The organism is Leptotrichia wadei (assembly GCF_007990545.2).
Classification (GTDB): Bacteria; Fusobacteriota; Fusobacteriia; order Fusobacteriales; family Leptotrichiaceae; genus Leptotrichia; species Leptotrichia wadei.
Genome location: NZ_AP019829.2, coordinates 1,566,055 through 1,580,840, shown reverse-complemented (window position 1 = coordinate 1,580,840; position 14,786 = coordinate 1,566,055). Strand labels below are relative to the sequence as shown.

Annotated in this window: 11 protein-coding genes and 1 pseudogene; all 12 read left to right on the top strand. The window is 29.4% G+C overall.

Annotation, left to right across the window (positions count from 1 at the left end):
* Positions 1-18 precede the first annotated feature (18 nt).
* Entirely contained in the window at positions 19-1,026 is a 1,008-nt protein-coding gene (locus FVE73_RS07400) for a DNA cytosine methyltransferase (protein ID WP_018499067.1), read from the top strand.
* The gene (locus FVE73_RS07395) at positions 1,019-1,975 is read left to right on the top strand and encodes a HaeIII family restriction endonuclease (RefSeq protein ID WP_018499068.1); all 957 of its coding nucleotides are present in this window, start codon (positions 1,019-1,021) and stop codon (positions 1,973-1,975) included. The genes FVE73_RS07400 and FVE73_RS07395 overlap by 8 nt, the downstream gene beginning before the upstream one ends.
* A gap of 44 nt (positions 1,976-2,019) precedes the next feature.
* Entirely contained in the window at positions 2,020-2,856 is an 837-nt protein-coding gene (locus FVE73_RS07390) for an SDR family oxidoreductase (protein ID WP_018499069.1), read from the top strand.
* Positions 2,857-3,023: 167 nt separating this feature from the next.
* A complete protein-coding gene (locus tag FVE73_RS07385) occupies positions 3,024-5,615 on the top strand; it encodes a DUF2339 domain-containing protein (RefSeq protein ID WP_018499070.1) in 2,592 nt (863 codons plus the stop codon).
* A complete protein-coding gene (locus tag FVE73_RS07380) occupies positions 5,599-6,771 on the top strand; it encodes a hypothetical protein (RefSeq protein ID WP_026239085.1) in 1,173 nt (390 codons plus the stop codon). The genes FVE73_RS07385 and FVE73_RS07380 overlap by 17 nt, the downstream gene beginning before the upstream one ends.
* A 16-nt stretch (positions 6,772-6,787) precedes the next feature.
* Entirely contained in the window at positions 6,788-7,354 is a 567-nt protein-coding gene (locus FVE73_RS07375) for a LemA family protein (protein ID WP_018499072.1), read from the top strand.
* Between the two features lie 34 nt (positions 7,355-7,388).
* Positions 7,389-9,275: a DUF2207 domain-containing protein gene (locus FVE73_RS07370; protein ID WP_018499073.1), complete on the top strand. Its 1,887-nt coding sequence runs from the start codon at positions 7,389-7,391 to the stop codon at positions 9,273-9,275.
* 92 nt (positions 9,276-9,367) lie between these two features.
* Positions 9,368-10,033, top strand: a complete 666-nt coding sequence (locus FVE73_RS07365; RefSeq protein WP_018499074.1) for a LysR family transcriptional regulator — start codon at positions 9,368-9,370, stop codon at positions 10,031-10,033.
* Positions 10,034-10,609: 576 nt separating this feature from the next.
* Positions 10,610-11,712, top strand: a pseudogene (tnpB, locus tag FVE73_RS07360) (IS200/IS605 family element RNA-guided endonuclease TnpB).
* 50 nt (positions 11,713-11,762) lie between these two features.
* Complete coding sequence (locus tag FVE73_RS07355) at positions 11,763-12,074, top strand: hypothetical protein (protein WP_232052722.1); 312 nt, start codon at positions 11,763-11,765, stop codon at positions 12,072-12,074.
* A gap of 193 nt (positions 12,075-12,267) precedes the next feature.
* A complete protein-coding gene (locus tag FVE73_RS07350; protein ID WP_018499076.1) occupies positions 12,268-14,325 on the top strand; it encodes a BglG family transcription antiterminator in 2,058 nt (685 codons plus the stop codon).
* Complete coding sequence (locus FVE73_RS07345; RefSeq protein WP_018499077.1) at positions 14,319-14,753, top strand: PTS sugar transporter subunit IIA; 435 nt, start codon at positions 14,319-14,321, stop codon at positions 14,751-14,753. The genes FVE73_RS07350 and FVE73_RS07345 overlap by 7 nt, the downstream gene beginning before the upstream one ends.
* Positions 14,754-14,786: the final 33 nt, after the last annotated feature.

Below are 14,786 nucleotides of genomic sequence, written 5' to 3'. Positions count from 1 at the left end.
GGAGGAAGAAAATAAAATATGAATTTGATAAGCCTTTTTTCAGGAGCTGGAGGTTTAGATTTAGGATTTGAAAAAGCAGGATTTGATATTTTAGCAGCTAATGAGTATGATAAGACAATATGGGAGACATACGAAAAAAATCATAAAGCACATTTGATAAAAAAAGATATTGCAAAAGTTTCTTTAGATGAATTTCCTAACAATATAGAAGGAATTATAGGAGGACCGCCTTGTCAATCTTGGAGTGTGGGAGGTTCATTAAGAGGAATTGATGACCCTAGAGGAAAACTGTTTTACGAATATATACGAATTTTAAAAGATAAAAAGCCATTATTTTTTTTAGCAGAAAATGTAAGTGGAATGATGGCAAAAAGGCATAATAAAGCAGTTAAGGAAATAATAGGAAAATTTGAAAAAATAGGATATAATGTTCAAATATTTCAAGTAAATGCTAGTGATTATGGGGTGGCACAGGATAGAAAAAGGGTTTTTTATATTGGATTCAAAAAAGAATTAGAAGTAAATTTTGAATTTCCGAAACCTTATGATTTTAAATTGACTTTAAAGGATGTAATATATGATTTAAAAGAAACGCCAATAAAAGCCTTGGAAAAAAATAAAGCGAATAAGGAAAAATGTATTTATCCTAATCATGAATATTATTTAGGATCATATTCTACAATTTTTATGAGTAGAAATAGGGTGCGGCAATGGGATGAACAAGCTTTTACTGTTCAAGCTTCCGGAAGACAATGTCAATTACATCCACAAGCACCTGTAATGCCTAAAATAGAGAAAGATAAAAATATTTTTGCTAAAGGCTACGAACACTTGTATAGAAGATTGACAGTTAGAGAGTGTGCTAGGATACAAGGATTTCCAGATGATTTTTTATTTTATTATGATAATATAAATGATGGTTATAAAATGATTGGAAATGCTGTACCTATTAATCTTGCTTATGAAATTGCTAAAAAGATAAGAGAAGTATTGGAAAAGAAAGAGAGAAGTAAAATTAATGAGTAGTAAAAGCAATAATCAGGGAAGAGCATATGAATATATATTTTTAAATGTTTTATTTGATGAAATATCTAAAATTAGGGAAGTTTGGATTGAGAAGAATAGTAGTTTTTCAGCTTCTGAAAAAGCCTGGGAAACTTTATCAGAAGAAGAAAAAGAAATATATAAGTTAAGTGCTTTAACAGGAGTAAATACTGTTTTAGATTTAGAACCATTAATTCTTGAAAAAAATAATGATACATTGAATCTAAAAATTCAAGCTGATGATAACGGAAAAAAAGGGGATGTAAGGGATATAATAATTATGAGAGAAAATATTAATTGGGAAATAGGGTTAAGTTTAAAACATAATCATTTTGCTGTAAAGCACAGCAGATTATCTAAAAAATTAGATTTTGGAAAAAAATGGTACAATATTTCTTGTTCAGAAGAATACTGGAAAAAAGTGAAACCAATTTTTGATTTTTTAGAAGAAGAAAAAAGAAAGAAAACTCTTTGGAAAGAAATACTAAATAAAGATAACGATGTATATTTTCCATTGTTGGAAGCTTTTAAAATAGAAATTTTAAAACAAAATAAAGAAGAAATTGGATTATTAGAAAATATGTTAAAATACTTATTAGGAAAGTTTGATTTTTATAAAGTTATTAGTATCGATACTAAAAGAATTACAAGAGTGCAAAGTTATAACTTATATGGTACATTAAATCAAGAAGGAGTACATAAAAAAAGAAAAATAGAAATACCGATTGTTCTTTTACCGAATAGAATAGTTAGTCTGGATTTTAAACCAGGTAGTCTAAATACTTTGGAACTGTATTTAAATAATGGTTGGCAATTTACATTTAGAATACATAATGCTTCTTCTAAAGTGGAAACAAGTTTAAAATTTGATATTCAAATTGTAGGAATGCCAACTTCAATAATTTCAATAGATTCTAAATGGAAAATGTAAAATAAAAAGAATAAAAACAAAAAAAGATAAGAGGTAATATTAAAATGGCTAAAATAGCAGTAACTGGAGTGACAGGACACTTAGGTGGAATTGTTTCAAAATTGTGTAAGAAAAATGGAATAGAAGTTAGAAACTTGGCTAGAAATGTGGAAAAAGCTAAAAAAATGGGATTTTATAATGTTTTTAAGTCGAGTTATGATAAATCAGAAGATACTGTGAAATCGCTAGAGGGAATTGATGTGCTTTTTATGGTGTCAGGTTCGGAAAATCCTAATCGTGTTCAACAGCATAAGGATTTTATTGATGCGGCTAAAATGGCAAAAGTTTCGCACATTATTTATCTTTCGTTTTACAATGCTTCAAAAAACTCTGTATTTACACTAGGAAGAGATCATTATGCGACTGAAGAGTGTATTAAGGAAAATGGATTCAAATATACATTTTTGAGAGACAATTTTTATGCAGATTTTTTTGTGAATTTGTGCAGAGAATACGGAGAAATAAAAGGACCTGCTGGGAACGGGAAAGTTTCAGTTGTGGTGCGTTCAGATGTTTCGGAAGTTGTTGCAAAAATTTTGGAAAATCCAACAAAATGGGAAAATCAGACTTTGAATATGACAGGGCCTGAGGAACTTACAATGAATAAAATTGTAAAAATTGTGAGTGAACATTTTGGTAAAGAAATTAAGTATATTGATGAAACTGTGGAAGAAGCTTATGAAAGCCGTAAAATTTGGAAAGCTGAACAGTGGGAATATGATTCTTGGGTTTCGACTTATACTGCGATTGCTCAAGGTGAACAATCTGGGATTTCTAATGACATTGAGAAGGTTTTAGGGCGTAAAGCTACTTCGCTTTCTGAGTATTTGAAGAACTTGTAAAAAAATATTGAAAATTCTAATAAAGTTAGTTTCATTAACTAAATTTGGAGAGAGTGTAAATTTTTTGTATGAATAAAATAAAAAATCCTTATGTTACTGGATTTGTCCAGAGATTCATACAAAATTTTGGACACTCTCTATTTTGAAACTTTTGAGGTGGTTTTACAATGATTGACAAACTAAAAGAATTGGAAAATCTTGAGAATAAGTATAAGGAAATTCGGAAAATAAATTCAGAGATAGAATCAATAATTGCAAATATAAAAAATGAGGCTGGAATAAGCAGGGAAAAGGAACTTTTGGAAGAGAATGAAAGGCTATCAAAAGATTTAAAGGCATTTCATGAAAAGATGAAAGATAGGGAAGAGGAAATTGGAAGGCTTAAAAATAGTAATGCAGTGCTTATTGAGGAATTGAAGGAAGCTAAAAAGATTAGGAGAAATGGTGAGATTGATAAGTTTCAGAATATTTTGGCTGAAAAGATAAATGTGGAATTGGAAAGTGGAGTGACTAGAAGACTTTCTAATTATGCAGAGGAAATGAAGAGAAAAGTCAAAATACTGGAAAGAAATCTTGATGGCGAATTTTCAGATGAAGCTGATTCTTTAAGAGATGAGCTAAAAAAAATTAATGAAAAAATTGGTGATTTTTTAGAGAAAAGTAATAGGAAAACTTTTGAAAATAAGGTATTTCTACAAGAGGAATCTTCGGTGTTTCATAATAAGATAAAGGAAGAAGTGACTTTGAAGGAAGGAGAATTTCTTTTTGAAAGAGAGAAAAAAAGATTTGTATTTGAAAAACTTATTGGTTTGAAGGGTTTTAACTTTTTAGGGATAATATCAATCTTTTTGGGAGTTTTTTTGGTATTTCGGACACAGTTTGCAAAAATTTTGGCAAATAATTATGTGAAAAGTTCGGCTTCGTATTTGCTTGGGATGTTTTTTCTTTTTGCTGGAGAAAAATTTTATCAGAAAAATAAGAAGCATTTTGCAGTTGGGCTGATTGGTGGTGGAATTGGGATTCTTTATTTGACTACACTTCTTTCCACGCTTTATCTCAAACTTTATCCAATGACAGCGGGACTTTTTATATCGGTAATACTGACAGGGCTGGTTGTGATTCTTTCATTGCGATATGATAGCCAGATAATTGGAGTATTGTCGCTGATTGGTGGATATTTGCCTTACGGAGCGTATATTTGGGTGAATAAGAGCAATGTTCAGATTTATTATGTTTTGGCATATTCTTTGATTTTGCAGGGAATTGTGCTTGGAGTTTCTTGGAAAAAGGACTGGATATACAGCAAGATTTTTGGATTTGTTACGGGTATAGTAAATATGATGGGGCTGATTTATTACTTAAATTACAGTGTTCATGATAAGATCACGGCATTTTTCTACATCGTAATTTTTACAACAGCATACAGTTTCATTTTCCTAAATTCACACAAGAAAGAAAACCGTCAAAGCAATATAATCGACTACATATTTCTAAGTTTAAATCTAATTATAAAATTTTCATTGATTTACAGCCTGTTTGACAAGACAACGCCAAGTTGGCTAAAAGTGGTATTAGTCGGAACAGTCGGAATAATTTACGGATTTTTTGGCGACAGGCTCAAGGACAACAAAGTTGCAAAAATCTTTTATATCGTGGCATTAGGAAGTTTTATCCTGATTATCCCGTTAATTGTGCCAGAAAAATTTGTTGTGATTGCATGGGGTGCTGAAACTGCACTATTATATTTCTTTTATAGAAAATATAAAAATAAGGAAATGCGATATGGAACGATTGCGATTTATCTAGTTTCGCTAGTGAGTAATTTAATTGTGCGGGAAGAAAAATATTTGCTTGTGTATATTCAGGATTTGATGATTATATCTTTTTCATTTGTGCTTTATTTCCTGATAAAACAAAAAAGTTATAAGACAGAAGTTAGGATTTTAAATGGAATATTTAAATATCTGATTTTTGCATATTCAATATTTTTTATAAATAAAGTTGTTTTTGATGTAGTCACTTCATTTGAAGCGATAAATTATGGTAAAGATGTATTGTTTGGCGTATTATTTTCACTTTTTATTTTAAGAACGGTAACGTATAAAATAAAGAAATTGCAGGATAGTTTTAGCTTGAAATTTTTAGTAATAATTGAAATAATTTATTTACTATTCATAAATATGATTAATTTTATCTTATATATTTCTGGTTGGAGCTGGAATGTACAAGAAGAGAAAATACCAATAAGTTATCTACTATCTTTAATTTTATTAATTTTTGTAAATCTTTATTTGTTTATTGTGGCTAAAAATGATATTCATTTATGCTTTTTCAGAAAAAATGAGAAAAAACCATTGTGGATACTTGGAGAATCAATATATTTCCTTTGTGTAGCAAATATTATTTTACGAATATATGAACATTCAGGTGTATTAATTTTAGGAGCTGGACTAGCTTTGGATATAGTTGGGCTGCTACTATGTGGATATTTAGTCTGGAAAGGATTTAGAGTGCCAAATAGAAATGTTAGAAGAATTGGGCTTGGAATAGGAATATTTTTTGTGGCAAAAAGTTTTTTATGGGATTTCTTACGATTTGATAATTCCTATAAGTTGATTGCTTACTTTAGTATGGGGGCTATTTTGATTGGAACTTCTTATATTTATCAGACGGCTTTGAAGAAATTGGAGCAGGAAGTGAAAGAGAGTTTGAGTGACAAGGATTTTGGAAAAGGTGAGAAAAATGAAGAAAATAAATAAAATAATATTGTTTTTATTTTTAATAGCAATTGTTCAGCTTTTTTCCAGCCAGTATTTTAAAACTATAAAAATAACAGGAAAGTCTGCATACAAGCAATTTTTTTTGACAGAGGATATTTATGAGAATAGTAAAAATAATCTTGGAGATATACGGATAATTGATAAAAACGGGAAAGAAGTTCCTTATGTTATTGAATCTGGAAAAGAGCAGGAAAAGCACAGCGAAAAAATTGTGGCAAGGGCAAAAATAGATGAAGTATTGACGAAAAAGGATAAGATGGAATTCATTGTAAAATTTAATTCTGATAGTTCGTTAAAGGATATAATTGGAAATAGGCTTGCGCTGATTCCTTCCAAAAATTTTTACACCGAATATACTTTGCTTGGAAGTAATAACGGTACAGATTGGGAACAGATAGCTTCGGGAGAAATTTATAAGACACCTGATAAGTCAAACTTGACAATAGAATTTTCGGAAAAAAGATATGAATTTTATAAAGTTGTAACGCCGTTAGATAAAGGGAATATTTTTAGTGAAGCAATTTTGAAATTGTCAAGTAGTGAGGCTGGGAAATTTAGAACTATAAGGAAAAAATTGGATTATAAAGTTGAGCAGGAAGGAAAAAGTACAATTTTGAAAATCAAGAGCAAGTTTTTGCCATTAAAAAATATTGTTCTAGATGTAAATGATGAGTTTCAGAGAAATTATACCGTGAGAAGCGGAGATAATTTTTATGCGGAAGGGATAATTTCTAAAGTTGGGGAAAAGTCAAATTTGATAATAAATTTAGAAAATGTTCCAAAATTGTCTGAAATAATCGTTGAAATACAGAATGGAGATAATTCACCGCTCAAAATAAATGAAGTAACAGGAAACTATGTTCCAGACAGAATTGTGTTTAGGGCTACAGAAGGGGAAGATTATAAAATAACCTTTGGAGATGAAAGTTTAGATAAGCCAGAATACGATATTGCAGAATTTGTCGATTCAATAAAGGAACGGGATGAAGTTTTTGTAGGAAAATTGGAAAAAGCAGATGGAAAGAAAGTTTCAAAGCCAAGGGATTACACGGTTTATTATAATGTTTTTATAGGAGCTGTTGTGGTAATATTAATTGGATTTATGTTAAATAAAATAAATAAAAATAAAAAATAGAAGAGGAGAATGAATTATGAATATTGTATTTGTTTTGATAGGGATTTTGGTAATTTTGGTTCTGATGGCAATGGGGATTTACAATAAATATATCAAATTGAAGAATTTGAATGAGGAAGGTTGGAGCGGAATAGGCGTATATTTGCAAAAAAGACTGGATTTAATACCAAATCTTGTGAATACTGTTAAAGGTTATGCAACACATGAAAAGGAAACGCTGGAAAATGTGGTAAAATTGAGAAGTCAGATGATGTCAATTGATACAAAGGATATTGATAATATTGAAAAAATTCAAAAACTTGAAAATGAAATGACAAAAACGTTAAGATCGATAATGATGCTACAGGAAAATTATCCAGACTTGAAGGCAAATGAAAACTTTTTGAACTTACAATCCCAATTAACTCAAATAGAAACAGAAATTCAAAGTTCAAGAAAATATTACAATGGAACAGCGAGAGATAGAAATACTTTTGTGGAAACTTTTCCAAATAATATTTTTGGAGGAATTTTTGGATTCAAAAAGGCTGAGTTCTTTAATGCTGTGGAAGAGGCGGAAAAAGTTCCAGAAGTTAAATTTTAATTTGTTTAAATGGATTTTTAGAAGGGGGATTGTTATGAAAAGTTTTAACAAACAAAAATTAAATAATATTTTTTCAATAATTTTTGTATTTTTCACGTTATTTTTCTTAAATACAAAATCGTTAATTGCTGAAAAAATAACAAATTATGACGTTACAGTTCAGATAAATAAAAATGGGACTTTGACAGTAAATGAAGTAATTGACTATGAATTTGATGATGCGGCAAAGCATGGGATTTATAGGGATATTCCGTTACGTTCAAAGAAAAATGGGGTGGATATCTACAAATCTTACATAAAAATGAATTCGATAAAGAGAAATGGGCTTTCAGAAGAGTATTCAACGAAAAATTTTAATGAAGGAGTAAGATACAGAGTAGGTTCTGCAGACAGATTTGTGGAAAATGGCGTAAACAGATATGAGTTTAACTATGTGATATATAATGCAGTATTTGAAAAAGATGGAATTTATCAAGTATATTACAATGCGATTGGGCAGTTCTGGAATGTTCCTGTTGAACGGGCAAGCGTCATTATAAGATTTTCTGATGGACAGGAAATTAAAAAAAATGAAATTAAAAAATTGGAAGTTTATACTGGAAGTTATGGAGAAAAAGGTGAAAATTATGATATTTTAGAAAATGATGTAGAAATACACATTGCAACAAAAGAGCTGGAGCCCAAAAATGGGCTTACATTTATGCTAAATTTGAAAACAGATAAAATAAGTCCAACTTTGGCAGATAAGCTGAGAATTGTATATCTTTCCAATCCTGCAACTATAATTTTGCCATTTTTGTTATTGTTTCTTACAATTTATTCAATCGTAACATGGAATTTTTTTGGAAGGGATCCGCAAGGAAAATCTGTAATTCCAGAATTTAATTTGCCAAAAGACATTTCTCCAATGTTTGCGGCATATATAAATGGTGAAAGAGACACAGTGGAAATATTAAATGCAGGAATATTTACATTACTTACAAAAGGGTTTATAGTAGCAAATAGAGTTAATGGTGAAATTAAATATAATAAGGGATTCAAAACTGTGTATACACAGGAAACTGAACTGGCTGAAGAGGAAAGAATGCTGCTTGATGCTCTTTCTTCAGAAAAGAATAATATTTTTGGTGGTGAAAAAAGAATTTATAATAAGGCAAATAGTATTATTGAAATCCTGAAGGATAAGTATAATAAAATAATTTATAAAAATAATGGAAGTTTTTTAGTTCCATTTTATTGTGCAGCTCCTGTTTTTATAATTTTTATATTTTCACAGACAAATTTTGAGATTTTCAATCCTTTTATAATACTGTATATACTTATAACATTAGGCTCATTTTTTCATAGAATTTGGATAACTGTTAGTAAAAAACTGTTAACAGGGCTAATAATTATAGCGATTTTAGGTGTATCTTTTTATCAGGGAATTGAGATTTTTGTTTTTGTAACATATTTTGTAATACTATTTATTACGTATTCAAAGTTAATTGGGAAATATACAAATGAAGGCTTGAGAAAAAAAGAATACCTGAAAGGTATGAAAATGTATATAAAAACGGCAGAAGAGAATCAGATAAGAAAATTTGACAATGTAAAGGAATTAATCGAATATTTTAATGGAATCTTGCCTTTTGCAGTAGCGCTTGGAGTAAAAAATGAGGCAATAAAATTAATGAAAAAAACAATAAAATTATACAACTTCGACATAAATGAATCTTATATAAATAGCCACACTCATATGTACGCTTATAGTAATCATAGTTTTACGAACGCATTTTCAAGAAGTTATAGCAGTGGAAAATCGAAAATTATGAGTGAAAAATTTAGTTCATCCAAGAGTGGCTCAGGCGGAGGCGGCTTCTTTAGTGGAGGAGGTTTCTCTGGCGGAGGTTCCGGCGGGGGAGGTGGAGGAAGCTGGTAGAAATATCAGCTTTTTTTGTTATGCGGACTAAGGCGACAGAACAGGGCTTAAAGTAATTATCAATTATTTTAATAAAAAAAGAAAGGGGTAAAATGACATTACAACAATTAAAGTATGTAGTTACAGTCGCTGAAAAAGGGACATTGAGTGATGCTGCAAAAGAGCTTTTTGTTTCTCAACCAGCACTGACTAAGGCTATAAAAGAATTGGAAGATGAAATGAATATATCAATTTTTAACAGAACAAATAAGGGAGTGATTGTTTCTCTTGAGGGAGATAGATTTTTAGGGTATGCAAGGCAGGTTTTAGAACAGACAGATTTATTGGAGAAAGAGTATAAGAAAGGAAATAAGATAACTCGACATTTTTCAGTGTCTGCACAGCATTATTCGTTTGCAGTAAATGCTTTTGTGGATGTGATTAAGAAGTTTGGGGAAAATAAGTACGATTTTACGCTTAGGGAAACTCAGACTAATGAAATTATTGAAGATGTGAGCAAAAGAAAAAGTGAAATTGGGATTTTGTATACTTCGGGAGCGAATAAAACTGTGATTGAGAAAATGATAAAAAGAAATAATCTGAAATTTATTGAATTATTTACTGCAAAGCCGCATGTTTTTATTAGTTTTAATCATCCTTTGGCAAAAAAGGAAAGTATTAGCCTTGAAGACTTGAAGGAATATCCATATTTATCGTTTGAGCAAGGGGATTACAATTCGTTTTATTTTTCGGAAGAAATACTTAGTACGATTGATTAAAAATATGGTCGCACACTTGTGACGTAAGAAGTGAGTTAGACCATTAAGTATAGTCAGCATATATAGAAATATGTATGTAGAGGTAGCAACTTAAAAGAAGTTACCCAATACTGCTCGAATTGCTGGAAACCCCTAAAGCTAGTATAACTACAACATAGCAACTCCACCTTAACAAATTAAGGAGAGAGGCAAGTGTGAACGTTGCGAAAGCAGAAAAAATATACTAGATGACATAAGGTTAAACCCTAAGTGTTAAGATAATGGGCAATCAGCAGCCAAGACCGCAAGGTAAGGTTCAACGACTATTCCTCCTGAGGGAAGTACACGAAAAGCTTCGTGGAAGTGGGTAGACCCAAACAGGTAGAGCTGTGGGATAAGATATAGTCTGTGCTTAATAGAAATATTAAGAAGTTCATAAGAGAACTGCATAAGTGGTAGCGTACTTATGTGAACGACAACCTCTAAAACGACTAAGTCGGTTTTTAGGTTCATATATTTAGAAAAATTTTACTTTTTCATTTACTTACAGTATAAAAAATATTATACTTAGGTATAAGTAAATGGAGGTGAAATCAAATGGAAAAAGCATACAAGTTCAGATTTTATCCAACTAAAACTCAAATAGAAAAGTTAAATTGTGCTTTTGGTTGTGTAAGATACGTCTATAATCATTTTTTAGGTTTAAAACAAGACTTATATAACAAAGAGAAAAAATCTATGTCATATAGTGAGTGTAGTAAAGCGCTAACAGTTTTAAAAGAAAAAAATAAATGGTTAAAAGATGTAGATAAATTTTCTTTACAAAATTCTTTAAAAGATTTAGATGTAGCCTATAAGAACTTTTTTAGTGGAAAGGGTTATCCAAAGTTTAAATCTAAGAAAGATAATAGAAAATCATACAGAACTAGTTATACTAATAATAATATAGAGTTTTTAGGTAAATGGATAAAAGTACCTAAGTTAGGAAAACTAAAAATAAGAGATAAGATGAAGCCACAAGGAAGAATAATAAATGCAACAATAACACAAGCACCTAGTGGAAAATATTATGTGTCTCTATGTTGTACAGATGTAGAAGTAAAAAAACTAGAGAGCACAAATAAGAATGTTGGAATAGATTTAGGTATAAAGGACTTTGCGATTACCAGTGATGAAACCTTAATAGAAAATCCAAAATATTTACAGAAATCTTTGAAAAAATTAGCTTTATGTCAAAGAGAACTGTCACGAAAACCAAAGGGCAGTTCAAATAGAAATAAGGCTAGAATAAAAGTGGCAAAATGCTATGAAAAAGTAACAAATCAAAGAAAAGACTTTTTGCAGAAATTATCGACAGAGCTAATAAGAAAATATGATATTATTTGTATGGAAGATTTACAAGTAAAAAATATGGTAGAAACCATAAATTAGCAAGAAATATACTAGATGTATCATGGAGTGAATTTTGTAGAATACTGGAATATAAAGCGAAGTGGTATGGAAGAACAATAGTAAGAGTAGATAAGTTTTTTGCAAGTAGTCAAATATGTAACTGTTGTGGATATAAGAACGAAAAAGTAAAGAATTTAAGCGTAAGAGAATGGACTTGTACATTCTGTGGAGCTGTACATAATAGGGATATAAATGCAGCAAAAAACATATTAAAAGAAGGACTAAGGATATTAGAAATAAGTGCTTAAATAAGAATATATGAACCGTAGGAACTATGGGGATAGCTTGGTAAATTTAGTTGGCTAAAAAAAGCAACTACTACCCAAGAACCCTGCGACGCAAGAAGTGGGAGGTTCAGAGGGATAAAAATATAAAAGTTAGAGATAGAGCGACTTTGTTTAATTTAGCAGTCGGGCTTAACGGATATACTGTGAGTACTGGGATAATCAGTAAGGAATTAAATGGAGAAAATATTATTGCAAGACCGCTGGAAGTTGACGAGTATATGAAAGTTGGAATTATAATGCAGAAAAATACCAAACTTAGTGTTTATGGGAAAGTTTATGTTGAGGCTTTGAAGGAGCATTTGAAATATACGGAAATTTTGTAAAATTTGAAAACAATATTATGCGTACTAATTTGTGTAATTTTACGTATAAATATTATACAGTTTGTAATTTTTTTATGAAAGAAAAAGTATAAATAAAAATAGATGGTAACATTTTTTCAAATATATTTGAAGTGTAATGTAAATTGATTATTTTAATTTATAGAGGTATCCTTATTATAGAAAGGTGAATATTATGTTAAACTATAGGGAAACTGAAATATTAAATAACCTTATTAAAGGGAAAAAATATAATTTTAAATTAGTATCTGAGAAATATGGAGTTTCAGACAGGGCGGCCAGATATTATATTAATAACATCGACAGCATTTTGCGGTTACTTGACTATAAAATTACTAAAAAGGCTAAAAATAGCATTTCTCTTGACACTAATCAGGATTTTAAAAATTTATTTGAGATTTTGGAAAAAATTCGTAAATTATCTATGGAAGATAGGATAAGTATTTTAAAACTAATATTATTTTTTGATGAAAAAGGACTTAATATTACGAAAATATGTGAGGAACTTGAAATTTCCAGAACGACAATAAAAAAAGATTTGAAATTAATGTCAAAAGAATTTAAAATGCAGAAAATTGAGCTAGTTTATAAAAATGCTAATGGTTATCGCCTTAATGGTAACTTTCGAGACATTCTCATAAAAAAAATTGAACTTTTGGAGAAAATATTTGACTCCCTTAATGATAAAAATTCTTCAAAAGTAGCAAAAGCACAGGTTTATCGTTATTTCTTCAAATATATCAAACAAAAAAATATTGAAAATACGAAAAAATTTATTGTAGAAATTGAAAAAGTGATGTTTTTAAATATAAATGAGGAAAGCTATAATAAAATATTTTCTTATGTGTTAATTTTATTAAATTTCGAGAAAATTTATGAAAACAGCAATGATTTGACCGCAAAGAAATTTTTAATTAATACGGAAGAATACAAAAAAATTGAAAAAATTTTAAAAAATATTTTGAATAAAAATGAAATAAAGACTGAGATATTGATTGAAATAACAGATTTAATAATGGGGATAAATATAAACAGTTTAAAAAATAATTCGTTTGAAGACTGGATAAATGAGGAACTGATTATAAAAAAAATGATTTCTAAAGTGAGCAAAATTGTAAAAACTGACTTGACACGTGATGAAATATTATATAACGGGCTTTTATACCATATAAAGCCTGCTATGTATAGAATAAAAAATAATATTCAAATTACAAATTCGGTTTTTCAGGAATTAATTTTAGAAAAAGATCCTATTTTGGAAGTAGTAAATAAAGCTATAAAGGAAATTGAAGGACTTTTTGAAGTAAAGTTTCCGGAAGATGAAATTGCTCTTATGGGCTTTCATATAAAGGCTTCCATTGAAAGAAACACTTCTGAAAAAACTAAAAAAGTAATTTTAATTTGTGGACTGGGTTATGGCAGTTCAAAGGTGCTTGAGCAGAGCCTCAAGGAAAATTATGACTTGGATATTGTGGATGTTTTGCCATACTACTTGATAAAAACTTCAATGCCTAATTATGCGAATATTGATTTAATCTTGTCTACTATTGACTTGGAAGAAAACTACGATATTCCTGTTGTAAAAATAAATCCATTGCTTAAAGAGGAAGATTTTATTCTTTTGTCAAAATACGGAATACGAAAAAATATAACAAAAATTTCACTAAAACAGCTGATGGAAATAATAAAAAATAATACAACTATAATAGACAAAAATAAACTTGTGAATGAACTAAAAAACAAATTTGAAAACAAAATTAATGATGATTTATTAGAAGTTGGAATTATTTTAAAAAAAATGCTTAACAAAAACAAATTTCAGTTTATAAATAAAGTTAAAGATTGGAGAGAAGCGATAACTAAGGCAGGAAATATACTTGAAGAAAATGAAATTATACGACATGACTATATAAGCGAAATGATAAAAATGATTGAAAAGCACGGCGCTTATATCATTATTGAAGAAGGAATCGCAATTCCGCACGCACCAATTTCAGAAAATGTATTAAAAACGGGAATTTCATTATTAGTTGTAAAAGAAAAAGTTCTATTTCCAAATGGAAAAGGCGCAAACATATTTTTAAGTTTTGCAACTGCCAACAAGACAGAGCATCTAGGCATTTTAAATGACTTATTTGAATTAATTACAAAATATAACTTTATTGAAAAAATCTCAAAAATAACTAAATATGAAGAATTAGAAGAATACTTCAGAAAGGAACTCATATGTTAGAAAAAATACTTGATGGCAATATACAAATAATAGATTCAGTATCTGACTGGAAAGAAAGTATCAAAATCGCAGGAAAACCTCTGCTACAAAAAAATATAATAACGGAAAATTATATAACAGCTATGATAGAAAGCATTGAAAAACTAGGTTTTTACGTCATTTTAAGGGAAAACCTGGCAATGCCGCATGCAAGGCCCGAAGATGGTACATTGGGAACTGGAGTGAGCCTTTTAAAACTCAATAATCCAGTATATTATGGCGATTCTAAAGTACAGCTGGTATTTGTGCTGGCAACTAAAGATGCTGATAGTCATATGGAAATACTTATGCAATTAATGGAATTGTTTCAAGATGACGAAAGTATTGAAAAATTAATAAATTCAAAAGATTATGACGAAATATTAGAAATTATAAAAAATATTGCTTAAAAAAAATAAAAATAATTTATAAAAAAATTAGGA